This is a genomic window from Kangiella sp. HZ709 (assembly GCF_009674675.1).
Lineage (GTDB): Bacteria > Pseudomonadota > Gammaproteobacteria > Enterobacterales > Kangiellaceae > Kangiella.
Genome location: NZ_WKJC01000001.1, coordinates 1,190,443 through 1,215,415 on the forward strand (window position 1 = coordinate 1,190,443; position 24,973 = coordinate 1,215,415).

The 24,973-nt window shown below is 39.8% G+C and carries 21 protein-coding genes and 2 tRNA genes; 7 read left to right on the top strand and 16 right to left on the bottom strand.

Translation table 11 applies throughout. The features are described 5' to 3' along the window. Positions 1 to 2 precede the first annotated feature (2 nt). From GJS41_RS05430 to GJS41_RS05440, 3 genes are read right to left on the bottom strand one after another with little or no spacing between them, the layout of a single operon-like run. Positions 3 to 779 carry a heme ABC transporter ATP-binding protein gene (locus GJS41_RS05430; protein ID WP_154246285.1) on the bottom strand — a complete coding sequence of 259 codons (777 nt, stop codon included), beginning with the start codon at positions 777 to 779 and terminating at the stop codon, positions 3 to 5. Next, complete coding sequence (locus GJS41_RS05435) at positions 776 to 1,822, bottom strand: iron ABC transporter permease (protein WP_154246286.1); 1,047 nt, start codon at positions 1,820 to 1,822, stop codon at positions 776 to 778. Before GJS41_RS05435 ends, GJS41_RS05430 begins: the two co-directional genes overlap by 4 nt. Positions 1,823 to 1,844: 22 nt before the next feature. Then, positions 1,845 to 2,702: a hemin ABC transporter substrate-binding protein gene (locus GJS41_RS05440; RefSeq protein ID WP_195758345.1), complete on the bottom strand. Its 858-nt coding sequence runs from the start codon at positions 2,700 to 2,702 to the stop codon at positions 1,845 to 1,847. 98 nt (positions 2,703 to 2,800) lie between these two features. Here GJS41_RS05440 and GJS41_RS05445 point away from each other — a divergent pair, with 98 nt between their 5' ends. Then, positions 2,801 to 5,017 carry a TonB-dependent hemoglobin/transferrin/lactoferrin family receptor gene (locus GJS41_RS05445; protein ID WP_154246288.1) on the top strand — a complete coding sequence of 739 codons (2,217 nt, stop codon included), beginning with the start codon at positions 2,801 to 2,803 and terminating at the stop codon, positions 5,015 to 5,017. 117 nt (positions 5,018 to 5,134) lie between these two features. On the opposite strand, the gene GJS41_RS05450 is transcribed toward GJS41_RS05445, so the two are convergent. The 3 genes from GJS41_RS05450 to GJS41_RS05460 form a co-directional block, all read right to left on the bottom strand. Next, positions 5,135 to 5,473 carry a YqcC family protein gene (locus GJS41_RS05450; RefSeq protein ID WP_154246289.1) on the bottom strand — a complete coding sequence of 113 codons (339 nt, stop codon included), beginning with the start codon at positions 5,471 to 5,473 and terminating at the stop codon, positions 5,135 to 5,137. Next, complete coding sequence (locus GJS41_RS05455; RefSeq protein WP_154246290.1) at positions 5,470 to 6,027, bottom strand: DUF2889 domain-containing protein; 558 nt, start codon at positions 6,025 to 6,027, stop codon at positions 5,470 to 5,472. Before GJS41_RS05455 ends, GJS41_RS05450 begins: the two co-directional genes overlap by 4 nt. Before the next feature lie 438 nt (positions 6,028 to 6,465). Further along, positions 6,466 to 8,610, bottom strand: a complete 2,145-nt coding sequence (locus GJS41_RS05460; RefSeq protein WP_255473410.1) for a TonB-dependent siderophore receptor — start codon at positions 8,608 to 8,610, stop codon at positions 6,466 to 6,468. A 278-nt stretch (positions 8,611 to 8,888) separates the two neighbouring features. Here GJS41_RS05460 and GJS41_RS05465 point away from each other — a divergent pair, with 278 nt between their 5' ends. Together GJS41_RS05465 and greB are read left to right on the top strand one after the other, a co-directional pair. Next, positions 8,889 to 9,092, top strand: a complete 204-nt coding sequence (locus GJS41_RS05465; protein ID WP_154246291.1) for a hypothetical protein — start codon at positions 8,889 to 8,891, stop codon at positions 9,090 to 9,092. Between the two features lie 13 nt (positions 9,093 to 9,105). Beyond that, a complete protein-coding gene (gene greB, locus GJS41_RS05470) occupies positions 9,106 to 9,588 on the top strand; it encodes a transcription elongation factor GreB (RefSeq protein ID WP_154246292.1) in 483 nt (160 codons plus the stop codon). Here greB and GJS41_RS05475 read toward each other — a convergent pair. The 4 genes from GJS41_RS05475 to GJS41_RS05490 form a co-directional block, all read right to left on the bottom strand. Next, positions 9,563 to 10,009: a hypothetical protein gene (locus tag GJS41_RS05475; protein WP_195758346.1), complete on the bottom strand. Its 447-nt coding sequence runs from the start codon at positions 10,007 to 10,009 to the stop codon at positions 9,563 to 9,565. The two genes, greB and GJS41_RS05475, sit on opposite strands and share 26 nt — an antisense overlap. 67 nt (positions 10,010 to 10,076) lie before the next feature. After that, a complete protein-coding gene (gene smrA, locus GJS41_RS05480; protein ID WP_154246293.1) occupies positions 10,077 to 10,655 on the bottom strand; it encodes a DNA endonuclease SmrA in 579 nt (192 codons plus the stop codon). 15 nt (positions 10,656 to 10,670) lie between these two features. Next, positions 10,671 to 12,590: a ribosomal protection-like ABC-F family protein gene (gene abc-f / locus GJS41_RS05485; protein WP_154246294.1), complete on the bottom strand. Its 1,920-nt coding sequence runs from the start codon at positions 12,588 to 12,590 to the stop codon at positions 10,671 to 10,673. 143 nt (positions 12,591 to 12,733) lie between these two features. Beyond that, on the bottom strand, positions 12,734 to 13,096 hold the full coding sequence (locus tag GJS41_RS05490; protein WP_154246295.1) for a tetratricopeptide repeat protein: 363 nt from the start codon (positions 13,094 to 13,096) through the stop codon (positions 12,734 to 12,736). Positions 13,097 to 13,437: 341 nt separating this feature from the next. Between GJS41_RS05490 and GJS41_RS05495 the strand changes: the two genes are divergently transcribed. After that, positions 13,438 to 13,514 (top strand) — tRNA-Ile (locus GJS41_RS05495). 33 nt (positions 13,515 to 13,547) lie between these two features. Here the strand turns inward: GJS41_RS05495 and GJS41_RS05500 are convergent. After that, positions 13,548 to 14,024 carry a hypothetical protein gene (locus GJS41_RS05500; protein ID WP_154246296.1) on the bottom strand — a complete coding sequence of 159 codons (477 nt, stop codon included), beginning with the start codon at positions 14,022 to 14,024 and terminating at the stop codon, positions 13,548 to 13,550. A 219-nt stretch (positions 14,025 to 14,243) separates the two neighbouring features. On the opposite strand from GJS41_RS05500, the gene GJS41_RS05505 reads away from it, so the two are divergent. Further along, positions 14,244 to 14,564, top strand: a complete 321-nt coding sequence (locus tag GJS41_RS05505) for a hypothetical protein (protein ID WP_154246297.1) — start codon at positions 14,244 to 14,246, stop codon at positions 14,562 to 14,564. An 11-nt stretch (positions 14,565 to 14,575) separates the two neighbouring features. Next, positions 14,576 to 17,332, top strand: coding sequence for a S8 family serine peptidase (locus GJS41_RS05510; protein ID WP_195758347.1), 2,757 nt, complete (start codon positions 14,576 to 14,578; stop codon positions 17,330 to 17,332). A gap of 43 nt (positions 17,333 to 17,375) precedes the next feature. Here GJS41_RS05510 and GJS41_RS05515 read toward each other — a convergent pair whose 3' ends face one another. The 3 genes from GJS41_RS05515 to GJS41_RS05525 form a co-directional block, all read right to left on the bottom strand. Further along, positions 17,376 to 20,528 carry an efflux RND transporter permease subunit gene (locus tag GJS41_RS05515; RefSeq protein WP_154246299.1) on the bottom strand — a complete coding sequence of 1,051 codons (3,153 nt, stop codon included), beginning with the start codon at positions 20,526 to 20,528 and terminating at the stop codon, positions 17,376 to 17,378. Beyond that, entirely contained in the window at positions 20,525 to 21,730 is a 1,206-nt protein-coding gene (locus GJS41_RS05520) for an efflux RND transporter periplasmic adaptor subunit (RefSeq protein WP_227551253.1), read from the bottom strand. The genes GJS41_RS05515 and GJS41_RS05520 overlap by 4 nt, the downstream gene beginning before the upstream one ends. Positions 21,731 to 21,812: 82 nt before the next feature. Next, a complete protein-coding gene (locus GJS41_RS05525; protein WP_154246301.1) occupies positions 21,813 to 23,021 on the bottom strand; it encodes an MFS transporter in 1,209 nt (402 codons plus the stop codon). Positions 23,022 to 23,138: 117 nt separating this feature from the next. Between GJS41_RS05525 and GJS41_RS05530 the strand changes: the two genes are divergently transcribed. After that, positions 23,139 to 23,229, top strand: a tRNA-Ser gene (locus GJS41_RS05530). Between the two features lie 45 nt (positions 23,230 to 23,274). Here GJS41_RS05530 and GJS41_RS05535 read toward each other — a convergent pair. Continuing rightward, positions 23,275 to 24,420, bottom strand: coding sequence for a 5-(carboxyamino)imidazole ribonucleotide synthase (locus GJS41_RS05535; RefSeq protein WP_154246302.1), 1,146 nt, complete (start codon positions 24,418 to 24,420; stop codon positions 23,275 to 23,277). Further along, entirely contained in the window at positions 24,421 to 24,930 is a 510-nt protein-coding gene (gene purE / locus GJS41_RS05540; protein WP_154246303.1) for a 5-(carboxyamino)imidazole ribonucleotide mutase, read from the bottom strand. It abuts the gene before it with no gap. Positions 24,931 to 24,973 lie beyond the last annotated feature (43 nt).

The window sequence follows — 24,973 nt, forward strand, 5'->3', positions numbered from 1 at the left end:
CTTTAATTAATTTGGTTCACCATTAGCGGTGATGAGGTTTGCGGATGCTGCATAATCAATACATCCGTTTCAAAAGTTTTACTGATTAGTTCTGGTTTAAAAATATTTTTTGGCGTATCGAAACTCACTAACGTACCCTGCTTTAATAATAAAATTTTATCGCAGAATAAAGACGCTAAATTTAGATCATGGATAATTATAAAAACTCCAATACGTTTCTTGCTCAGCTTCTTTAACAGCTTCAATACACTTACTTGATGCTTTAAATCTAAAGCCGAAGTTGGCTCATCCAGTAGCAGATATTTATTCTCTTCCTTACTTGAGTATAGCTGAGCAAGTACTCTAGCCAGTTGAATACGTTGTTTCTCACCACCGGATAAATAAAGATAGTTGTTTTGTGCAAAAGTATCTGCATCCACTTCTTCCAGGCAGTCATTTACTACTTCGTTTTGTTGCTCAATACTTAAGCTGGATAAACTTAAGCCTAAACGAACAACTTCCCGCGCTTGAAATGAAAATATCAGATCATTATTTTGTGGAAGTACCGCTCTTAGTTTTGACAGCTCTTGATTACCGTAACTTTCTAACGTTCTACCATTTAATGAAATTTTTTGCTTGCTTGCCTCTAAACCAGATAAGCAATGCATTAGCGTTGATTTGCCGGCACCATTTTCACCAATAATTCCAATTAACTCTGGTGCACCTATCTCAAAATTAATTTTAGATAGCAAAGTTTTTTCAGACTTCACAATTGATAAGTTATCTACCTTAATAGTCATATACCTAGTACCAGTTTTTTCTTTTGCTTAATTAAAAGAGCAATAAAAAATGGCGCACCTAATACCGCCGTAACTAAGCCAATAGGTAATTCTGCTGGACTGATCATAGTTCTAGCGATAACATCGGCTAGGATCAATAAAGCCGCACCAAGTAGTGCCGAGTTGAGCAACAAAAATCGGTAATCCGCGCTAGAGCCTAAGCGCAAAATATGTGGAATCACTAATCCAATAAAACCAATAGCTCCTGTTACTGAGACGGCAACGCCAACACCAATAGCATTAAGCCATAACAACTCCCTTTTGACCTTATCAACTTCGACACCGACATACCGCGCATTAGCTTCACCCAGTAACAATAGGTTTAACTCATTCTTCTTCCTCAGCATCAAAACTATACAAACAATAAGAACAGGACTAATAATGGCCAGCATCTTCCAGCTAGCACTTGCAAGCGAACCCATCATCCAAAAAGTAATCATTCTAAGTGCCTGGTCATCAGCGATGTAGCTAAAAACGCCAATTAAAGCGCCTCCTAAAGCATTAACCGCTACCCCTGCTAACAACAAAGTAGCAATCTGCATATTGCCTTTCACTTGTGCTAAACGGTAAATTACAAAAGTGGCTACTGCCGCTCCAGTAATAGCTGCTAGCGGCGTGAGGTATGGCTGCATAACGCTTGAAATAGCCAATTTATCAGCCATCACGATAACCGTTACAGCGCCCACTGCCGCACCTGAGGAAATACCCAATAATCCAGGATCTGCTAAAGGGTTCCGGCATAATCCTTGTAAGCTCGCGCCGCTAATGGCCAAGATGGCGCCCACTAAAATCGCCAGTACCACTCTGGGAAGGCGAATATTATTAACAATAGTGACTAAGTAGTTTTCACTATTATTTAGTCCAAACCAGTTGGCTATCAACTCAAAAGGAAAAGCGAAGTCCACCTTAGCCGCTCCTACTGAAATGGCACACCAAACAACAGTCAGCAGCAAGCCTAACAACCAATACCTGTGGCCCTGCTTTTGAAATACAGAAGAATTCATAGGTTAAATTTACTGACTAGCTTTATAGATTAATTTGATTGGCATATTCGGTTAATTCTTTGACCGCTAGATCAATCCGACTGCCCATGCCTAGTGCTAACAAAGGGTCCATCACATACAAGTTACACTCACCTTTAAGCGACAATATAATCGTTGGATTCTCACAAATAGCGTCTTTTCCACCTGATGATTTAACAACATGGGCAGGCATTACAATCATGTCTATATTCGCTTGAACCAGTCCTTCGTTGGTCATAGTTTTGTAACCATCAATTGTCAAAGCAACATTATTCAAACCAGAAAGTTCAAACAATAAATTTGGCATGGTATTTTCACCAGCTACCATTACTCCCCTCTGCCCGGCACTCATTAAAAGAACTGCATTTATAGTATTCTGAGCGTATTTACGATTTTCTTGAGAAGTTTTTATCGCTGCTAACTTTTCTTTCATAAAGTTTTTTGCAAAGTCAGTTCTTTCGAAAAATTTCGCTATATCCATTACTAATTTTTGCCAAGCATCTAAACTATAACCGTACTGTTCGAACAACTTTACTTGCACTCCAGCTTCAACTAACTGCTGTAATACAACATCAGGGCCGGCACCTTTTGCCGCAACCAATGTAGTTGGCTTTAACGATAAAAGACCTTCTGCAGACAACTGACGGTAGTACCCTACTTTGGGTAACTTATTTAATTCTTCATACGGGTACATGCTCGATACATCCACAGCAACAACCTCATTACCAGCATCTAAGGCATAAACTATTTCAGTTAGTGCCCCTCCGGCACTGATGACTCTTTTAACGTGATTTTTCGATTCTTCGGCAACAACAGTTGATACGAAAAGCGATAAAGCTAGAACGATTTTTAATCTAAACATACTGTAAATCTTAATGAGAATGATTTGCATTTAGATTTATTATCCTTTATAGTCCTTCCCCGTGTCAACAACAACCTATCAATTAAGTAGTAAATACAATGAAAATTAACACAACTGCTTTAGCAGTGACTCTAGCACTATGCCCCCAAGCGCTGTTTGCAGACGATGAAGCCAAAAAAGAAGATTATAATGTCATCACGGTAACTTCAGACCGTAATGACGTTGCAATTTCTGAAACTACTAACACCGTATCTGTTATTAGTGCCGAACAAATGGAAAAAGAACAAGCTCGCAATATTAAGGACTTGGTTCGTTATGAACCAGGTATAAGCGTTCCTTCCAATGGTCGCTTCGGGTTAACGGGCTTTAAAATCCGAGGAATCGGCGGTGACCGTGTATTAACACTAATTGACGGCGTTCCAGTTGCCGATGAGTTTTCTTTTGGTCCTAATTTAGCTGCCGGGCGAAACTTTATAGACTTAGACAGCCTTAAAGCCGTAGAAATTGTTCGCGGTTCAACTTCTAGTCTTTATGGCAGTAACGCTTTAGGTGGAACCGTTAGTTTTGTTACCAAAGATCCTGAAGATTATATTGGTATACACAACGATAACTATTATGCCAGCGTTAAAGCCGGCTTTAATTCAGCGAATTCAAGCAAGCACTTAACCGGGACTTATGCTGCAGGCGATGATGTTTGGCAAGGTCTATTAATCGCTACTAGACGCGATTTAGATGAGTTCGATGCAGCAGCGACATCTTTGGTTGACCCTGCAGATGGCGACAATACTAGCGTATACGGTAAATTAGTATATAAGCCCAATAACGGTCATCAGTTCAAACTAATTTTAAATCAATTAGATACCGAGCTAGAAACTACTGTCGATTCAGCTGCAGGGTCACAAGTGCTTTTAGGCCCTCCAAATTCAGGCGCCCCAGTAATTACTCGTACTAGTATCATTGGCAAGGATGAACAGCAGCGTAACTCAATTTCTTTTCAATACCGCTACGAAGGTAATACAGCAATAGCTGATAGCTTGGATTTTAATTTGTATCGTCAAGACTCTAAAACTAAGCAAATTACTGATGAGGAGCGGACCCTAGTACTAGGTCCAACCGCTTTCGACTACAATCACTTCCGTGACTCACGTTTTAACCAGGATAACTTAGGCTTAAAACTTCAATTAAATAAGACTTTGGGAACCCATGTGAAACACTTGTTAAGCTATGGAGTGGATTGGGACAGAATGGAAACGGACTCCCAAAGAATCGGCACCCACAACCCAATAATTTCCGGTGTGACAACTGATTTTAATACTCGTGATTTCCCTAACTCTGTGTACAAATCAGCCGGGGTATTTATTCAAGATAGAATTAGTTTTACTGACGGCAACTTCATTTTAGTACCAGCTGTGCGTTTTGATAAGTATGAACTGAGCCCAACAACTGATCCTATTTTTTTAAATGGAAACCCGGGTGCTCCTACCCCAGCAGGGTTTGACGAGTCTAAAGTTACAGCCAAACTTGGCGGTTTGTATAAAATCAATAATGATTGGGCTTACTTTATCCAATACTCTGAAGGCTTTAAAGCACCTCCAATTGATGCGGTTAACACAGCTTTTACAAACTTAACTCGAGGCTACACGACTCTACCGAACCCAGATTTAAAACCTGAGAGCAGCAAAAGTGTCGAAACTGGTTTTAAATACTATGGCGATAGTAGTTTTTTTGAACTGTCTGCTTTCGACACACAATACGATGACTTTATCGAAACCTTAGCATTCAAAGGTTTTAACCCGACAACTAACTTACTTGAATTTCAGGCACACAACCTTTCAGCTGTAGAAATTCGTGGATTTGAACTTAAAGGGGGCTTGGATCTAGGCTCTGAGTTTGAAAATTTAGAAGGTATGAGACTCCGTTATGCTTACGCTTTATCTAAAGGTAAAGACAAAGAGACCGGCGCTCCAATCAACTCTATTGACCCTCAAAAATTTGTAGCAGGGATTGGTTACGACTCAACAAATGATTTCTGGGGAGCCGAACTTGCTCTAACTTTAACCGAAGGCCGTGATGAAGGCGACTTATCAGATACCAATCCTGATACCTTTTACGCACCCGGTTATACTAGTGTTGATTTAATAGGTTACTTCGACTTCACTGAAAAATTTAGTGCCTACTGGGGAATTTATAACTTAATTGATAAAACTTATTGGGAAGTTAGCGATACCATCGGACGCAACAATGACGACGAAGCTTTAGCCCGCTTGACGCAACCAGGGCGTAATTTTGCGGTAACCTTAAAGTACGAGTTGTGAAAGACAAACCCATACTTTAATTAACAAAAATTATTATAACTATAAGCTGTTCTTAAGAACAACATCTCTTCACGCTAATCAACCCCGCTTCAGCGGGGCTTTTTTTTGCATTTCGGATTAATGCAAATGACTTACATGTGAAATCTCATCAAACTTCCGTAAAGCATCAAGCAGCGCCTTAGCACTAGAGTTATTTTTATAGACTTCTTCCGCAATGGGGAAAATTTGCGCGGGTCCAGGTGGCAATTGACCATTTGCAAGCGACTGTCGCATTCTAGGTAAAAAGATAAACTGTAACCATTGTTCAAATGGCATCGCGTCTACAGCGAAAGGCATGGTGGACTCCATAGCTTCTTGGCTTGGTGCTTGAATCGACCACAGCTCACTTTCTTTCAAAGCACTTTCGATCAAGTCGAAGTTGTCATTATATTTTTCAAACCAATCTATTTGACTCATGTTTTGCCTTTTTTATCTTTAAATTTTCCTGGTGCAAGCACTTCTATTACATCGCCATCGGCAGCAAAACCATAACAACTATTGATTAACCCTTCTGTTATTGGAAAAGTGCCATCTTGCTCAAAGGTTAAGTAAGGATAAATCGCTTGTATAGCCGTGGTAGCCATAGGTCTTAACAATTCTACAATATGCGAACAACCCGCAACGCTCCCTATTTGCTCTTTTGCTTTTTGAGTCCAACCGCTTTCAATTTTTAAACCGACCAACCGTTCAACATTAGTTTCAATGGCAGGACATCGCACAAATGGCGTGGTTAATAACTTTGCTTCAGCCGCTTGTATCACCAATTCATTATTCACGGTTAAACGTAGCCATATATCGTGAACTAACTCGCCAACGGGTAAAACCCCGCGCTGAAGCGTAGGGAAAGGATAAGCTTTGTCATCGGTCAAATTCGCTTCAATATCCCATAAACCATCTTGGCGTAAATAAGCATTAGGATGGATACGTCTTTGGTGAATTAATTTTCGAGACTTGGGTTTTGATAAACTCATATTGTTAAGAGTCGATTAATTTAAAAAGAATTTAATAGCAAGCATATAATTAGCCACTCTTATTGCGGCCTTTTTTCTCATAGTCCATCAAGTTTTCTTGATGAACGTAATTGAATTGACAACAATCATCATAGTTTTTCTTCAGAAGTTGTCTACTCTTTTAGCGCGTGATCATAAAGATTATTTAGTAAGCCGTTATTCAGAGCGTAAAGAAGCTATTAAGAAAAAGGAAAAAGACAAATGCTGTCTCAATCAAGCTGACAGCTGTATTGCCAAGATGTAGAAAAGCCCGCATAGCGGGCTTTAAGAGGCTTTAATTTTATGACAAAAAATTAAAATCTATCGAACATCGTTAACTAATACCTTATAAAGTTAACATCCATCTAACAAGTACGAAACCATAGTAGCTTCTTGCTTATTAGGTATAAGATATTTGGCTTAGAAGTTCCAATTAGCTGTCAAGCGCGCATTGAAAGGAGCGCCCACGGTAACTTGATGAGTACTGTGCGAGTTAGGGAAATAAGTTATATCAGTTAAATTTTCAATGTTTAACTGTAAGCTTAAATCGTCATTAACGTCAAAGTAAGCCGCAGCATCAAAACGAGTGTAGCTTGGTAACACGGCAGTGTTACTGTTGTTGACAAAGCTCTGGCTTTGGCGCGACAAACCAATACCGAAACCGAAACGTTCGGTGACTTGGAAATTGTTCCAAATCGATAACATTCTTTCAGGCAACTCGCGAGGCTTCAAACCAGTCGGGCCATTGCGATCCACTTGCTCCCCATCAAGCGTGCTTAATCCTGCAGAAATGAACCATTTTTCATTAACCTGCCCCTTCAACTGAACTTCAAGACCATTGATTTCTGAATCAATGACATCGAATGTCGAAGGATCGTTGTCAGCCACTTGTGGGGAGCTTTGTTCTACTTCAAAAACAGCCATAGTTAAGCTTAAAGCATTATTCATGTCCCACTTCAAACCAATTTCGCGATTGGTAAAGGTGTTAGGATCTAATTGATTATTATCACCATTGATATTAGCAAACTGCTCGCCGCTTCGAGGTAGGAATGATTCGCTATAGCTACCGTAGATAGATACATTCTCTACTGGTTTATAGATCAAGCCAAAACGTGGAGAGATCTCCTCATCTTTACGACTACGGTTTTCGTCAGACACGGCGTTATAAACGTCAATATCAAAGCTGTCAAAGCGCGCACCCAATACCACATCGAAGTTATCAGTCAACTGTATTTCATCTTGCAAGTAAAGTGACGTCACTTCAATGTTAACGCGAGTATCATCGTTTATATCAACACTAAAATCATTAATAGTTTGAATACCGCCAGCATTAATACCAATGCCGCCTGATAAATTTAATGGCCGACCAATAGAAAAGATTTCATTGTCATCCATAGTCGTGTCCCAGAATGCATTGAACCGATCTTGATTAGATGTGGTATCGACCACTTCGAAGCCTGCCAATAAAGTATGTTCAACGTTACCAGTTTCAAACTGCCCGACCAAGTTCCCGCTTAATATCAAATTTTCACGCTGAGTAGTATCCAAATAACCATCCAATGTTACGACATCAGGCGTATCAGTTTGGTTATAGCTGGATGCATAGAAATTCTGATACAGCTTGTCATAATCACCATAGAACACGCTGATGTTACCCTTTAGGTAATCATTAAAATCGTGTTCTAACGCGCCTCTGAATAGGTGAGCTTGTAACTCAGTAACATTCAGATCAGGGTCGCCAAATACGATACTATCCAAAGCCTCAACAGGACGGCCATTACTACCTGTGGGAATACCACGGTCAATGAATCGCTCATGATCTATGTACTCGTAGGACAAATCTAAACTGGTAGAGTCAGAAAACACAAAACGAGCGGTAGGGTTGATGCCAACGCGTTCACCATCATAGAAGTCACGGTGATTGTCCAAGCCTTCGAACATGGCATTAATACGGAAAGCAGAGCTATCGCTACTTGAGATATTGCTGTCAATTTGAATACCGTAGCCGCCAAAAGAGTCTAAGCTTGCTTGCATGGCATTAAAAGATTCGCCCACAACCCCTTTCTTTGTGACACGGTTTAAAACACCACCAGTACCGCCACGCCCAAACAATAAAGCATTAGGTCCACGCAAAACTTCAACTTGCTCCAAATTATACAATGGACGGTAGTATTGAACATCATCTCGCATGCCATCAATGAAAAAGTCCGCTGTAGAGCGTACACCGCGGAACACGATTGCGTCTCGATGACCTTCGCCTTGGGAGTTGTTTACGCCAGGAGTGTAGTCAATGATGTCACTGATACTGTTAAAGCCTTGTAAGCTGATTTGCTCAGCAGTAACGATACTTAAACTTTGTGGCACATCGATGATTGGAGTCGGCGTTTTCACTGAATTAACTTGATCGAATGATAAGTATTCTCCCTTTACAACAATTGTTTTAGATTCTTCTTTTATTGATTCTTTATCAGCTTTGTTTTGCTCAGTTTCGGCAAGTAAACTCATTGGTTGCATGGCCAATGCTACTGAAGCAGCAATCGCACTTAATTTTACTAAGGTCTTCATGGTCTCTCTACTATTTAATGATGTAATTAAAATTCGAAGGCATTATAAATGCAAATGATAATGATTATCAATAAGTTTCTGTTTACACCAGGAGTTTTGTAAAGTGACGGGGTTTTTGCTAGGTTTTCTTTGCAAGGTATGGCACTCCATACCTAATACTCTTGCTAGTGCAATATACTTTTTGATACTAAAACCGAGCACTATCCACTAGTTAATAGACAGCTTTCGCTGGCTTTTATTTATTAAAACAATTTATACTAAAACCAGTGGAGGAATTTATGAAAGTTTTACTCAGTACAGTTCTACTAGTAGTAACCGCCTGCTCTAATGAGCCCAAAGAAAGCGATAAGCTTATATCTGACTATAAAAAACAACAGATGCAAAAGGCTCAACAAATCGAAGATGAAATGAATAAAAGGCTCGATAATCTTGAAAGGCAACTTGAAGATATCGAAAAAAAGAAAAAAGACGACCCTCAATAATTATTACTATTCTATGAAACGCTCTAACCTGATCACTTTGGCAGGCGCTACGACCTTGCGCAATGAATTAGCACATATAGTTCGTATATTAAGACCTGAAGTCACCAAGGCCTTAGGCACTGCCGCTGCTGAAGGTGATCGCAGTGAAAATGCTGAATACATTTATCGCAAAAAACAGCTTCGAGAAATTGATAGACGGTTACGCTATTTACAAAAGCGTTGTGAAGAGTTCCAGGTGATAGAACACAAGCCACAAGACCGAGACTCAGTGTTTTTTGGGGCGGAAGTTACACTTGAAGATGAATCTGGTGCGGAAGTCATGTATCGAATTGTTGGCTCTGACGAGTTTGACCAAGCAAGCCATTACATCAGTGTTGACTCGCCGATGGCACGAGCTCTACTCAAAAAACAATTGGATGATGACGTGAGAGTAGAGCTACCGGGTGGGTATAAGGACTATTGGATAACAGCTATTGTTTATCCTGATTTGGATTAAGTTTACTGTCAGTTGAGCTCGACTGCTCACTGTCATCTTTCGGAGTTTCGGAATTAAAACGATTCTTTAAAGCTTCCTTAACGGCATTAATTCCTTTTTCAGTTAACTGGCCTGTCTTTAACTCATTAACCAAAGTATCTTCAACCACTTGAGCCGCATCATCCACCGTCATCATACCTTTTTTGTAAGAGCGACTATGTTTAAAAAGATTAATATGGTGATCAGTACGGCGCCCAAAGGCCATCAATTTTTCAAAATGTGAATCTTTTTTAGGACCATCATGACTTAGATCGAGAATATAGCAAACAATAGCAACTGGACTTAATAATAAATCTCTAGCTGCATCTGCAAAAAGCTTTAATTGAAATAAAAGTAATTCTCGAGTTTTAATCCAAATATCTTTTTTATCTTTATTTGTCATCGATTGACTACCTTTGTTGATATTTTTTATGTTTATGGTTCAAACCTATAAAAGAGTAAAAATAGGCTTAATATTTTCGGTTATAACGCTCACGATTTTCTTGTTTCGCCCATTCACTCTTCTTGAGCATGACATACACTGATCCTAAACCACCATGCTTAGGCTGTGCACTATGAAAAGCGATAACATCTGTAACTTCTTGTAACCAATGATTAACATGACTCTTGATTACTGCCTGAGGCTCGCTTCTTTCTCCCTTGCCATGCGTAATCAATAACAACCGCTTATCTTTCTTTTTACAATTTTGAATAAAGTAAAAAACGTCCTCGCGAGCTTCCTTTACCGTACGTCGATGCAAATCGATTGAAGCTTCTATCGGATATTTCCCTAATCGCATATTCTTGTACACAAACTCTTGAACGCCATCTTTTTTATACTCTAGCCAATCATCTGGTTTAACCATTTCAACAAACCCTGTCGTCAAAGGATTGGGGTCGCTGCTAGGCTTACGACCAATAGCGGCTTCTTGTCGAGCTTTTTGCGCCAGAGTTAGTTCATCATCTTTTTTAGTAAGATCGACACGGTCATTTTCGATTTTTTTTACGCCCTTCAGCTCTTTTTTAAATAATTCTAAATCATCTATCATGTTCAAATATCCAGTCTAACCTGTTTTTAATCCTTCCAGGTATTCCCAACGTTCAAAGACGCCTTCTAAAGACTCTTCTAATGCAGCCATTTCTTCGTTCGCTTGTGTAATATGCTCTTTAGCTTGCTGATAAAAACCTGGATCAGCCATGCGCTTTTGAATCTCTTCAATTTTTTCTTCTAATTCAGCGATGCTTTCAGGTAATTTATCAAGCTCCCTTTGATCCTTATAGCTCAGCTTCTTAGCTGACTGCTTTACTTGCTTGCTTTCTTGTTTGATGTCTAAATCTTTATCGCTATTGCCTTGTTGATTGATTTTACTTTTTGCAGCCTTTTTATTTGCTTGTTCAATCGAAGCTTTCTGCCTTAACCAATCATCATAGCCACCAACATACTCTTGTACTTTGCCATTACCCTCAAAAACAATACTACTGGTAACTACATTATTAAGAAAATCTCTGTCGTGAGATACCACTAAAATAGTTCCAGGATAGGAATCAAGCATTTCCTCAACTAGCTCTAATGTTTCTACATCTAGATCATTAGTTGGCTCATCAAGTATTAAAAAGTTAGAGGGCTTAGCAAGCAATTTCGCCAATAGTAGGCGATTTCGTTCACCACCAGATAATGCAGTAATAGGTGCTCTTGCTCGTTCAGGCGTAAATAAAAAATCTTGCATATAGCTAATAACATGACGATCTTTACCATTAATAGTCATCATGTCTTTGCCATCTGAAACATTATCTTGCGCCGATAATTTTTCATTCAACTGGGCTCGATGCTGATCGAAATAAGCTACTTCCAACTTGGTACCTAAATCAACTTCACCATCGTCAGGCTGTAGTTTTCCTAACAAAATATTGATTAGAGTCGTTTTACCTGTTCCATTTGGTCCAATAATCCCTATTCGATCGCCACGCATAATAATTGTTGAGAAATCATCTATTAAAACTCGTCCTTCATAAGCCATATGAATATCGCGAGCTTCAATTACTTTCTTTCCAGAAGCTTCACTTTGCTGAACCTTCATATTGACATTGCCGATCAAGTTACGACGCTCTGCTCTTTCTCGACGAGCAGCTTCTAACCGCCTCACCCGACCCTCATTACGAGTACGTCGCGCCTTGATGCCTTGCCTTATCCAAACCTCTTCTTGTGCTAGCTTCTTATCAAACTCAGCATTGGACTTTTCTTCCGCAGCCAGACTTTCTGCTTTATGGCGTAAATACTTCTCATAATCGCCAGGCCAAGAAGTTAACTCCCCTCGATCAATCTCTATAATTCGAGTGGCCAGATTTTTAAGAAAACGTCTATCGTGTGTAATAAATAAAATACTACCCTCATAGGATTTCAAAAAACCTTCGAGCCATTCAATTGACTCAATATCCAAATGGTTAGTAGGCTCATCCAATAACAAGATATCGGGTTGCTCAACCAAAGCTTGGGCCAACAACACCCTTCGCTTCATACCCCCTGATAATTCTTTAAAAGCCTTGTCACCATCAAGGCTTAATCGCTTAATGACTGTTTCTACTTTTTGATCGAGGCCCCAAGCTTCCATCTCTTCAATCTTCTGCTGTACATCAGCCATTTTTTCAAATGATTCAGAATCCATTTGCTGTGATAGATGGTGGAATTCTTGCAATAAGCGTCCCGCCTCACCTAAACCTGATGCCACTACTTCAAAGACACTACCATCAGTACCATGAGGTACTTCTTGAGTTAACTTAGCGACCTTTACGCCTTGTAAAAACCGCAACTTGCCATCATCAGGAATAATTTCCCCATTAATAACTTTTAAAAGAGTGGATTTACCGACGCCATTTCTGCCAATCAAACAAACACGCTCGCCGGTCTCAATGCTAAAGTCGACTTTGTTCAGTAAGGCGGGGCCGCCATAACTGACTTCTACTTGGTTTAAGGTTACTAATGCCATACGAATTATGCAGGTGATCTTAATAGAGATATTCTAACTCAAACTATCTACTATGACTTGTGAAGTTTACACGTAAAGCTAATATTTTTTATATATTAAGTGCTAATAAAAGGCCTGCAAATTGCAGGCCTTTTATTAGCACTTTAAGGTAGGGTTTTCTTTAATTGCTTATAATATTGATTAAGGTTAGACGCTTTTGACTTTCCTAAGTCATTTTCTATCTCTGACAATAAGTCCAACTCAAAGGAGTTACTTTCATCCGAAACCTTAATCCAGGCATAGGCTTTCAAGAGATTTTTTTCAACTCCCACACCATCCAAGTACATTAAACCAAGATTATATTGAGCATCTTCATTCCCTTCCTTAGCTAATTTCAAAAACACTTGATAAGCAAGCTCAAATTGTTGCTCATCATATGCTTTCATGGCTTTATCAAAATTAGCTGTAGCATTAGTCGAGAAAAATAGAAATGATACGACGAACAGTAACGTTAAATGCTTACTCATAATTATCCCCATAAATTGCTTAATACACGATTGTATTAAAAAATAAGCTCGGCTTATTGGTGAGGCTCACATATTAGTGCGAGAATAGTTTTAAACAAGATCCTCTCCTAACGTTTGTGAAAGTTTTACATTCGGATGACAAACTACCGTTTACTTACATTATAAAAAACTTATTGAACTGTCCCGGAATAATCACAACTGATTTACAACATCCCCTTCTCTTCACTTTGAACCATGTTCAAGGGGGGATAATAATATTGATTAAACCTAGAATTTGGCTTGCCAAAAAACAGACTTGAGGTAAAATGCGCTTTCTTTCAGGACTTACCCTGATTCTATAAGGGCCCGTAGCTCAGTTGGTTAGAGCATCCGACTCATAATCGGCAGGTCCCCCGTTCAAGTCGGGGCGGGCCCACCATTTCTTCAGTTCACTGTTTATAAAGCTATTAGTTTAACTTTTCTTAAATACATTTAGGCATAAAACAAAGGTAGCGATAATCCCCCAAGATAACCCTACGACTACCCCAACATCTAAAATCCCTCGCCATGGTTGAGGAATATAACTAAAAAAGATTATTAAAAGAACAATTGCAAAGGTAAGAATATAAGCTGATAGGATATTTCTTCTATCCGCCGCAAAGTAACTCATACAATACAATGGTGCCAGTAGACCAATGGCAATGCTTGGATTACTTTCAATTTGACGTAAACGATTGGAAAACTTAATAGAGTAACTTTGCTGAAAGCCTTTATAACCCTCGGAGTAAGCCATAAAAGCAGTATTCCCAACCAAAATTAGCCAGTGGTACCACTGATATTCGTACTCCCACGATAGCAGAAAATGACCAAACAACCGATAAACTGCATAGCCTAATATGGTTATAAAACCCAGAATAGCCCAAATCTGGGCGTAACGAACAAAAGACATTGAATAGTTTGCAAGAATTGTTTGTACGAATTTTATCACAACAAAATACACAAAGCTTTACAATTCAAGTCTTGTACGGTTGTCAGCAAAACCTAATAACCTATTTAGAATCAAACGTTTAGCTATTTTATTGTTAAATTGTAGCAATTAAGGATTAGCAGGGTCATTTTCTGTATAATATTTGGCTGAACTTATAAGGTATTGATATTGGAGTGATAAATGAAGTTAATGACCTCGATACTAGCAACAATAAGTGTTTTATTCTTGTTAGTTTCATGCGGTTCGACGGATGATAAATTAGCCAAACCGGATCAAGGCAAACAATTAATCGTAGCTTTCAAGAGTGATGCTACTAAAGACATAGTTGAGAATTATTTATCTACTTTGAACCTTGAAGTGGTTAAACCGATTACCAAAGACGGTACTCTTCTTGTGCAAGCGAGTGAGAATGTTGATATGGATGCAATATTAAATCAACTGAACTCAAGTAATTTGGTCAGATATGCTGAGCCGAATTACCCTATGAAAAAATCAAATTAATGGTCCTATATATGAAAAAACATTTTTTTTATTCTTTATTAGTAGCGACGTTAGCTTCGACGCACTCGACTAATATCAATGCAAAAATTCTTCCGCAAGTTGAAAAAGAAGACTTCATTCCAAATCAACTTGTTGCCAAATTAAAACCTGCTCCTTATCAGAAAAATTATTCTTTGGCTAATTTAGGTGTTTCTATCGAAATGTTAGAAACTTCAAATGATTATGCGGTTATTAACATTCTAGATAAAACAGTAATTCTGGAAGATAAAATTGAAGAGTTAATGGCAACTGGCTTATATGAGTACGTAGAAAAGAATTATACATACTACTCAACTCTTACACCAAACGATCCAAGTTTATCATCTCAATGGTATATCAATAACACCAACCTAAATGGTGCTGATATTAACATGTTGGCTGCTTGGGATATTCAAAATAGCGCGCCAAATACATTGGTCGCCGTGATAGATGATGGATTCGATCTAAACCACCCTGATCTTAGTAGCAACTTTATCAATGATGGTAAGTGTTTTGCCTCAGATGCTACTTATTGTGGTGGTAATACCGATGCTGGATTCACTGCTAATGACCAAAGCCATGGAACACTTGTGACTGGTACTTTTGGCGCTACAGCTAATAATGCCGTAGGTATCGCTGGTGCTAGCTGGGCTGTTCAGGTGTTGCCACTAAAAGTCGACTTAACTTCATCAGCAATTATTCAAGCGGTTGACGAGGCAATTGCCCAAAATGCTTCTATCGTCAACATGAGCTTTGGTGGGCCAAGCTTTAGCCAAGCTCAATTCGACGCTTATAACCGAGCATTAAATGCAGGGATTTTGTTAGTTACTTCTGCAGGTAATGGCGATATGAATAATGACAAAGGTCGAATTGTTTTCCCAGCAAATTATGATTTACCGAATATGGTTTCAGTTGCTGCGACTAGTAATAACGACTTAATTACAAGCTTCTCTCAATGGGGCCCATTCACTGTAGATATCGCTGCACCTGGTCAAGGTATATTTACTACTAGCATTAACTCATCGTATTCATCAACTGCAGGAACCTCTTTTTCGAGCCCTCTAGTTGCTGGTGTTGCTGCATTAATTAAAGAAAATACAGGAGCAACTGACTACAAACAGTTAAAAGCTCAACTGCTAAATGGTGGCGAGAGAAGTGCATCTACTATTCAAGCAAAAACTTCTTTCAACGGCACCACTGCAACAGGTCGCCTAGATGCAGCTAAAGCATTAGCACCTTTAACAACCGGTGTAGTTGTAATTAATAAGTTAACCATTGATGACTCAGCGACAGGAAATAACAATGGTATTTTTGATCCAGGTGAGACCGTTGATTTAGTGCTTACCCTTGAAAATGTATGGACTGCTGAAAACAACATTAGTGCGACACTATCCACTAATTCTTCACTTTTCACCATCAATACAGCTCAAGCTAATGTATCGACTATTGCTCAAGACTCTACTGCCGAAGTTAGGTTTGAAGTTTCTGCAAGCGACTTCATTGGTAACGAAACAGAGCTGTTTACTTTAGCTATGACTAGTGACAATGGTGATCTTGCATCTAGACAGTTCTACCATGAGATTAGTAAAATCAACCCTAATGAAGTGCACAGCCAGCAGTTCCAGCGTTGGTTTTGGGATGAGTACCATGCATATACCGTTAATGTTCCAGCAGGTGCTACTGATTTAGTTATTAGTACTACCACTACAAACTCAACAGATATTGATTTGTTGGTTGGCTATAATGAACCGCCTGTTTATAACATTACATTAGATCCACCAGAAGGCTCAGGATTCTTTGAGTACGACAGAACTAATCCTGACGTTTTTGTAAGTGGTAACCAAGATGGTAATGAAAACGTTACCATTGCAGCTCCAAAAGAAGGTGTTTATCACATTGTTGTGGTTAATTTTGCTCAAACTTTCCATACCTACACTATTGAAGCTAGTTTTAATGCCCCTGCTCCTGGTTCATTTGAAATTAACCCTGCTGCTATAACTGTCAATGAAGCCGATGGTACTGCAACAGTCACCGTAGAAAGAGGCGGTACTCAAGGTGCTGTAACCGTAGATTTTGCGACAAGCGATGGTACTGCAATTGACGGCTCAGACTATACAGCAACCACAGGCACTTTGAGTTGGGCTGACGGCGAGAACACGGCTAAAACATTCACCGTCGCCATTTTAAATGACGATACTGTGGAATCAGCCGAAACCATTAATGTAAGCTTGAGTAATGCTACTGGCGGAGCAGCTATCGGAGCTAATGGCTCTGCTGTGATAACCGTCAATGATGATGATAGCCCTGGTACGATTCAACTATCAGCAACAAGTTATAGCGTTAATGAGTCAGCTGGTACTGTTACCATAACTCTAACAAGAGCGGGTGGTAGTAAAGGCGCAGCGTCTGTTGATTACGCAACTTCTGATAACACAGCAACTGCTGGATCTGACTACACTTCTAGTAGCGGAACTTTAACTTGGGCTGATGGAGTTGATAGTAGCTCAACCTTCACAATTAACATCACAGAAGACACTATCGATGAAGTTAATGAGACTATAAGCATTACATTAACCAATGTGCAAGGTGCAACTTTAGGCTCACCAACCAGTGCAACAGTGACTATTCTGGATAATGACGCTGCTCCAACACCTCCTCCATCAAGCGGTGGCGGCGGAGGCGGCGGTTCCATAGGATGGTTAATCTCGTTAGTTTTATTATTAAGACTAAGAAAACGAAAAGCTGTTTAGATATTATGTTCCAAAAAAAAGCGCTGTATTTACAGCGCTTTTTTTATACTCTAGCGATTAACTCTAATATCCAATCTTGATATTGATAACCCAATAAAGCTGCAAAGCTAAGCATGAAAACAACCAACGCTTTGACTCTGTAATAAAACAACGGTACCAATATCAAGGTTATGGCTGTTGCGAAAAGAATCCCAAAACCTAAAGAAACCCCCATTGGAATTAAGAATTGTGCTTGAGTAGATTTATCAAAAATAATCGGAATCAAACCAACGAAGGTGGTTAACGAGGTCAGCATAATTGGTCGTAAACGCCTTATACCTGCATTCAATACCGCTTCTTTTCTAGCAATCCCCTTCTCTCGTTGCTTGTTAATATAGTCCACTAACACTAAGCTGTCATTGACTACTACACCGGTTAAAGCCAGCATCCCAAGGATTGACATCATGCTTAAGGTTAAGCCCATTAACCAATGTCCAAGCACCGCCATAACCGCGCCTAGGGGTATCACAGCCATTACGATAAATGGCTTATGGTAAGACTTAAACACAATCGCTAATAAAACATATATCGCAAGCATCACAAATAAAATACTGACATAAATGCTGCTAAACAATTCACTTTCTTCTCTGGCTTCGCCTTCTAAACTATATCCAATTCCAGGAAAGTTTTCTAAAAGCTGCGCGACATCATTATTGATACCTTCTCTGATGGTCAGGATATTGCTATTCGCTTTGTCCACATCCGCGGTAATATTAATAGTTCTCCGACGATCGATTCTGGTAATTGACGACGGACTATTTCCATAAGACAAATCAGCTAATTGGTGTAAAGGCAATTTACCGCCATTAGGAACTTGAACTAACAAGTTTTTCAACTCATCTAATGAGCTTCGTTCTTCTTCTGAGAGTCGTAACATTACCCTTACATCGTCTCGACCTCGCTGGATCCGCTGCACTTCTACGCCAAAAAATGCACTTCGGACCTGACGAGCAAGACTGCTTAAATTAACTCCCAAAGCCTCAGCTTGCGGTTTCAAATCAAATTGAATTTCTTGCTTACCCTTAGAGAAGGAGTCGGCAATATCAAAAACACCCTCTGCATTCGTTAAAATCGTTTTAATTTGTTCTGCAGCTTGATTGAGCTGAATGGTATCAGCGCCACTGAGCTGAATATCAATAGGATCACGGCTACGACCTATCTCTGCTCTAAAATTCAAAGTTTCAGCACCAGGAAGCGGACCTATTAATTGTCGCCACTCTCTAACAAGTTGACCAATAGAAACATCATTCGCTCGCTCTTCCGGCGGAATGGTCTCAAACATCACACGACCACGATTTGGACTAGCGCTACGACCGCCAGCGCCGGATACAGAAAACACATGAGTAATAACACTTTCACCAGTTTCAGTATCTCGATATTTCTCTTTTAATTCGATCGCCGCATTAGTGATTCGTTGAATGTAGTCATCCGTTACTTCGAACGGTGTACCGGCAGGCATCGATAGTGAGTTACGTGCAGTTTCACTTGGAATTCTTGGAAAAGAAGAAAATTTAGTATGGCCTAAAGAAACCGCAAAATAAATGATGTAGAGCAATCCAATAAAGAAAGTCACCGTAATTGCCCAATGGCTGATGGCAAAGTTTAAAACCGGCTTATAAAACTTTACAATTCCAGCCTCAAAGCCATTGGCAAACTTTTGCTGAAAACGCTGAAAAGCATTACCCTCTTCCTGCTTCTTTTTGAACTTCATATGACCTAGGTGAGCAGGCAAGATCAGTTTTGATTCTACCAGCGAGAAAAATAAAACGGGTATAACAATTAAGGGGAGCTGAAAATACCACTTACCCCACCCGCCAGGTAAAAACAGAATAGGGACAAAGGCAATCATGGTGGTAATGATTCCAAAAGTTACTGGGACCGCAACTTCTTTAGTGCCATTAATCGCTGCTTCTAAGGGCGGCGAACCTCGACTTAAGTGATTATAAATATTTTCACCGGTCACAATTGCATCGTCAACCACAATCCCCAGCACTAAGATAAAAGCAAACAAGCTAATCAAGTTAACTGTGGCGCCCATTTCTGGCATTAGGGCAATACCACCAGCAAAGGCAATTGGGATACCAAGACTTACCCACAAAGCGATAGTTGGACGCAAAAACAATGTCAGTAAGATGATAACCAAAATACCACCTTGTAACAGGCTATAATTCAAGGTAGATAAGCGTGCTTTAAGTCCTTTGGATTGATCACGCCAAATTCCAACTTCTAAACCAGCTGGAATTTTCCCCTGTTTAGCTGTTACAAAATCTTTAATTTTTTGCGCCACTTGTATTTCGCTTTGATCGCCGACTCTAAAAATTTCAAGCTCTATAGCAGGTCTTCCATCAAAACGCGTATTCAAACCTTGTTCTTCAAAGCCATCTTTAATTCGAGCAATGTCTTTAAGTAAAATTCGAGTACCATCGGCTTGTGTCAAAATAGGTATTTCTAGAAACTCGCGCTGAGTATAAGACTGACCTTTTAAACGTAATAAAATATCGCCTTTATCCGAGCGCACTTGTCCTGCAGATAAATCAAGTGAATCATTATTAATGGCATTAGCAATTTCTTGTAAAGTTAATCCATATTCATTAAGCAAGTCCTGATTGACTTCTATAGCAATCTCAAAAGCCCTTACGCCGGAAGTTTCTATTTGGGTTATACCTTCAATGGTAAGCATTTCTTCTTGCAAAATATCAGCATATTCGCGCAGTTCTTGCTCTGGTAACTCGCCCGAAACCATTACACTAATCGTTTCTCGATTAAATTCACTGCGACGGATAATTGGTCTTTCCGCTTCAACCGGCAAAGTGTTTAAGGCATCAACCCGACTTTTTACTTTGTCGAGCAAAAGCTCCATGTCGTAACTATCTTCTATTTCGATAATAACCGTTGAGGAGCCTTCTGATGAAACCGAGCGAAGCTTATCAATACCTTCCAAATCAAAAACAGCCTCTTCGACTCGAGTAGAAATCGTTCTTTCTGCTTCTTCCGGAGAAGCTCCTCGAAAAGGAACTGTAACGGTGATAGTGTTAATTTCGATGCTAGGAAAGCGTTCTACGGTTACCCTTTTGAAAATAGTAAAAGCACCGGCTAAAAGTATAACCACCATGAGCATATTGGCGGCTACTGGATTTCGTGCGAACCATGCAATCATTTGGAATCTCCGTTGGTCGCTTTTTTCTTCTTGGTTTGAGCATTGCCTGGTTTGCCCTGCCATTTTTTTGCTGCTGCTTGCCCTTTTATTTGCAAGCTAGCGCCATCAGCAACAAATCGAAGTGGTGTAGTAATTAGCTGGTCACCCGCTGCTACCCCAGATTTGATTAAACTCAAATCCCCACCTTGCCACTGAGTCTCAATTTTCTGACGTGCTAACTTGCCATCGCGGTATAGGTACACTTGGCCATCGTCATAAATATATTTACTAGGAATAACTATTGCCTGGTCAAGGCTAACGCCAAAAATTCGGGCATTCACAAACTGACCGACCTTAAGTAAAGGCTCATTTTCTAAAATGCTGCCATCAATAATTGCGGTTACAAACCACTGTCTACTAGTTTGATCGATAATGCTATCGCTGCGGTCTAAAGTCGCTGGCCAGCTTTTACTGAAGGTGCCAAAATCCGCAACAAGCTCGACCTTGCTATCTTGATTGAAGCTAGGCAAAAATTCGACTTTACTGGTGGGAATTGGTAAACGGATCTCCAAATTCGAGGTCGAGAATATGCTAGCAATAGCAGTGTTTTGGTTCACCAGCTGGCCGAGATCCGATAACTTACTGATGACTTTACCATCATACGGCGCAATGATATTGGTTCGTTCAAGCGCTAATTCAGCCTTTTCTAAACGGGCTTGCGCAGCATCTAACTTTGCTTTAGCAGAAGCGATTTGCGGTTTACGAAGCACCAGTGATGAAGCTTTTTTATTGGGATTGATTTTCTGCCAGTCGCGAATGGCTTGCTCTGCTAATGCTTCTTCCTGTTGCAAGCTAAGTTTTGCATTAGCTAGCTCCGCTCGAGCGATGGTCACTTCAATTCGATAGTCTTTATCATCAATTGTCGCTAATAAGTCGCCTTTTTTAAAGCTACGCCCTGACTCCATTTTTTCGCTAACGGAAGTGATAATACCGGATGCTTGCGCAACCAAGTTACCAGAAGTTTTGGCTTCGATATTACCAAACGAATCAATATAAACTTGAAAAGGTTTAGGCTCTATAGTTTGAACTTCTACAATGACTGCCTGCTCAAATTGTGGACGCTTCCTAGCTTCTGGTTTAGTAAAATACATCGCCGCGATTATCGTAACAATCAAACCGACGATCACAAAAGGGAGTATCTTTATTAGTAATGTTTTTTTCATTGTCATATTGATTATATTATTCGTAGTATTAAAACCGATCCTTTACAAAAAAATGTCTAGGTACCTTAACTATTAGTAACCATTAAATATCAGTTCTTAATTTCTCGGCTAACGGTTTAACCTGTACTAAAACCATTGCCAAAATGGCAAAAAATAATGCAAACACCATAAAAGAATTTATGTTTACAAACTGTGAAAACAAGTATGGCGCAACACCCGTTGAGCCGATCATAATCGCACCTAACATAGAGCGAATAGAACCTATATGTTGGGTACCAAAGACTTCGGCATAATAGGCATTGACTATAGGCCCTGTGGCCGCCACGGTGACACCGGCTAAGAACATAAAGACAATCAGCCAATTATCAGTGCCGCCCTGCCAAAGACACAGTATGGCTAATGTTAGTGGCAATAGAAACCAATTTAAAAAAACCCTTGGATTATATTTATCAACCCAGGGGCCGACTAATAAAGCACCAACAAAGTGGATGATGCCATAAACTGCCAATCCAGTCGCTAACCATTCTAAGGACCAACCTTTTAAATCCGCCCAAAAGGTTTGATGATAAAACAAGGCGGTAATTAAAAATGCAGGAGCAATAATGGCAGGTACCAAACACCAAAAGCGCCAATCTTTGCTCAGTTCTTTCCTAGTCCATTGTTTCTGCTTAGATCGGTTTTGTTGTTCTACCAAGCGCTCAATAGGTTTCAGCTTAGCTTTATGTAGCAACCAAAACAGTAACGGAATTAAAGCCAACAAGGTAAAACCTGAATACATAAGCCAACTGTTGTTAAAACCATAGTGCTTTAAAAGACTCACAGCCACCAAAGGCATTACAATTTCGCCTATAGCCATACCTTGACTGGAGATACTAACAGCTTTTGCCCTATCTTTAGGAATGTAGCGCAACAAAGTGGTAGTCGCTATATGCCCCATCAAACCTTGCCCACAAAGACGGAGCCCTAAATAAGCAAAAAATAGCATCCAAAGACTTTGACTGAATGCGAACAAGACACAGGATAAAACTAGCAGCAGCAAAACAGCAAAAGTAAAAGCTTTCACTTCAACTTTGTCAATTTTAGGCCCTATAAAGAACAAGGTAAAACCACTGGTTAAAGTGGCAATGGAATAAACGAGACTCAACGACTGCTCATTGATAAGCAAGTCCGTAACTAAGTCTTTATTAAATAAAGAAATGAAAAAGGTCTGCCCTAGATTGCCTATAAATACGCATAAAAAGCCAAAGGCTAACAGGTATTTATTGTTTTTAATGAAACCCCAATAATTCATCAAAACAATCCTAAAACAGTCATTTTGCAAACATTATATAGTAGCCGTTCAAAAAACCCATATTTATTAGCTTTCCCTTGCCATTAATGGTTATTTCTTATATCTTACTGCGCCTACGGTGAAGTGTCCGAGCGGCTGAAGGAGCACGCCTGGAAAGCGTGTATAGGTTAATCGCCTATCGAGGGTTCGAATCCCTCCTTCACCGCCATATAAAAAAGCCCTCTTAAATGAGGGCTTTTTATTATTCAATAACTTATTTGTAAAAGCTCGACTTCAGTAGCTCAGCTATTAAATCTTGTTGGTTTACCATACCGAGGACTTTAATAATATTTGGCACAAAGTTTTCGTCGTTATCACCATCTGCACATATATTGATATGACCAACCTTACGACCTGGCTTTGGTTCTTTCCCATAATCATATAGGACAGCTCCAGGAATTCTTGCTACTGCTTTTTTATCAGGAATTCCACCGATCAAGTTAACCATTGCGGTGGCATTTTGAATGGAAGTATCTTGCAGTGGTTGATTTGTAATTGCCAACAAATGATTCTTAAACTGGGAGGCAATTGCACCATCCATACTCCAATGACCTGAATTATGGACGCGAGGTGACAATTCATTAGCCGCAAATTTGTCTCCTAAATCGAAAAGTTCTACGGCCATAGTGCCAACGTAGCCTACATCTTCCATTACTTTACGAATGATATCTTGTGCTTCTTGTTGCTTAGGATCATGTTGCAAACTTAGTGATAACCTTAAAATACCTTCTCTGTGATAATTCTCTGCTAAAGGATAATAAGCTATTTCGCCAGCCACGTTTCTAGAAGCCACAATTGAAACTTCTCTCTTAAAATTCACCATGGATTCTAGGATACAAGCTACTGGTGCTAAAGAGTCCCAGGCAGCAACAAGCTCGCTTTCATCTCTTAAAACTACCTGTCCTTTGCCGTCATAACCATCGCGACGCGTTTTTAGAATTGCAGGCAATCCAACTTCTACTACAGCTTTTTGTAAGTCTTCAAGACTATTCACTGTTGCAAACCTGGCGGTTTCAATTCCTTGCTGATTAAACATGTTTTTTTCATTTAATCGATCGCTGGCTAAAGTGAGCGCTTTTGAAGAAGGGTGGACGGGCTTTACTTTCTCCAGTTCTTGAACTAATGCAACTGGAATACTTTCAAACTCATAAGTAACCACATCAGACCAATTTTCTAAAGCTTCTTTAGCTTTTGGCTCAAGGTAGGGGTAAACAAAATGCTTACCATAGGCGGCCGCGCAAGCATCTTTTTCAGGTGCTACAAAGGCGAAATCCATTGCTAATGAAGACATGTCTGTCGTTTGCCCAGCTTGAGCCAACATTTGAGCCAGCTGGCCACCACCAATAATGCCAACCTTCATTTATACCGCCTCTCTTGGGTCCGCATTATCCATAACTGTTTGAGTTTGAGCCGCTCTAAACTCTTTAATAGCGATTTTAAACTCAGGGTATTTATTGGCAAGAATGCTAGCGGCAAATAAACCTGCATTGGCAGAACCCGCATCACCAATAGCAAGAGTTCCCACCGGAATGCCCGCAGGCATTTGAGCAATAGAGAGTAACGAATCAACGCCATTTAAAGTTCGTGATTTAACTGGAACCCCTAATACGGGCAAAGGAGTAATCGCTGCTACCATACCGGGTAGGTGCGCAGCCCCACCAGCGCCAGCAATAATGACTTCAATACCACGAGACTCAGCTTGTTGGGCAAATTCATACATTTTCCCTGGCGTTCTATGAGCCGAAACAACCTCAACTTCATAAGGCACACCAATCTTATCCAAGGAATCAGCAGCTTTTTGCATGCAGCTCCAATCTGACTTAGAGCCCATAACGATACTCACCAAGGGTTGCGCTTTATCAAAACTCATATATTGCTCTCAAAATAAAACAAAATTAAACAGGCCGCATTAT

What these genes read in the sequence shown, in the direction of transcription:
- GJS41_RS05430 (WP_154246285.1), bottom strand. Translation starts at nt 779, where the DNA reads ATGACTATTAAGGTAGATAACTTATCAATTGTGAAGTCTGAAAAAACT.
- GJS41_RS05435 (WP_154246286.1), bottom strand. Translation starts at nt 1,822, where the DNA reads ATGAATTCTTCTGTATTTCAAAAGCAGGGCCACAGGTATTGGTTGTTA.
- GJS41_RS05440 (WP_195758345.1), bottom strand. Translation starts at nt 2,702, where the DNA reads ATGTTTAGATTAAAAATCGTTCTAGCTTTATCGCTTTTCGTATCAACT.
- GJS41_RS05445 (WP_154246288.1), top strand. Translation starts at nt 2,801, where the DNA reads ATGAAAATTAACACAACTGCTTTAGCAGTGACTCTAGCACTATGCCCC.
- GJS41_RS05450 (WP_154246289.1), bottom strand. Translation starts at nt 5,473, where the DNA reads ATGAGTCAAATAGATTGGTTTGAAAAATATAATGACAACTTCGACTTG.
- GJS41_RS05455 (WP_154246290.1), bottom strand. Translation starts at nt 6,027, where the DNA reads ATGAGTTTATCAAAACCCAAGTCTCGAAAATTAATTCACCAAAGACGT.
- GJS41_RS05460 (WP_255473410.1), bottom strand. Translation starts at nt 8,610, where the DNA reads ATGAAGACCTTAGTAAAATTAAGTGCGATTGCTGCTTCAGTAGCATTG.
- GJS41_RS05465 (WP_154246291.1), top strand. Translation starts at nt 8,889, where the DNA reads ATGAAAGTTTTACTCAGTACAGTTCTACTAGTAGTAACCGCCTGCTCT.
- greB (WP_154246292.1), top strand. Translation starts at nt 9,106, where the DNA reads ATGAAACGCTCTAACCTGATCACTTTGGCAGGCGCTACGACCTTGCGC.
- GJS41_RS05475 (WP_195758346.1), bottom strand. Translation starts at nt 10,009, where the DNA reads ATGACAAATAAAGATAAAAAAGATATTTGGATTAAAACTCGAGAATTA.
- smrA (WP_154246293.1), bottom strand. Translation starts at nt 10,655, where the DNA reads ATGATAGATGATTTAGAATTATTTAAAAAAGAGCTGAAGGGCGTAAAA.
- abc-f (WP_154246294.1), bottom strand. Translation starts at nt 12,590, where the DNA reads ATGGCATTAGTAACCTTAAACCAAGTAGAAGTCAGTTATGGCGGCCCC.
- GJS41_RS05490 (WP_154246295.1), bottom strand. Translation starts at nt 13,096, where the DNA reads ATGAGTAAGCATTTAACGTTACTGTTCGTCGTATCATTTCTATTTTTC.
- GJS41_RS05500 (WP_154246296.1), bottom strand. Translation starts at nt 14,024, where the DNA reads ATGTCTTTTGTTCGTTACGCCCAGATTTGGGCTATTCTGGGTTTTATA.
- GJS41_RS05505 (WP_154246297.1), top strand. Translation starts at nt 14,244, where the DNA reads ATGAAGTTAATGACCTCGATACTAGCAACAATAAGTGTTTTATTCTTG.
- GJS41_RS05510 (WP_195758347.1), top strand. Translation starts at nt 14,576, where the DNA reads ATGAAAAAACATTTTTTTTATTCTTTATTAGTAGCGACGTTAGCTTCG.
- GJS41_RS05515 (WP_154246299.1), bottom strand. Translation starts at nt 20,528, where the DNA reads ATGATTGCATGGTTCGCACGAAATCCAGTAGCCGCCAATATGCTCATG.
- GJS41_RS05520 (WP_227551253.1), bottom strand. Translation starts at nt 21,730, where the DNA reads ATGAAAAAAACATTACTAATAAAGATACTCCCTTTTGTGATCGTCGGT.
- GJS41_RS05525 (WP_154246301.1), bottom strand. Translation starts at nt 23,021, where the DNA reads ATGAATTATTGGGGTTTCATTAAAAACAATAAATACCTGTTAGCCTTT.
- GJS41_RS05535 (WP_154246302.1), bottom strand. Translation starts at nt 24,420, where the DNA reads ATGAAGGTTGGCATTATTGGTGGTGGCCAGCTGGCTCAAATGTTGGCT.
- purE (WP_154246303.1), bottom strand. Translation starts at nt 24,930, where the DNA reads ATGAGTTTTGATAAAGCGCAACCCTTGGTGAGTATCGTTATGGGCTCT.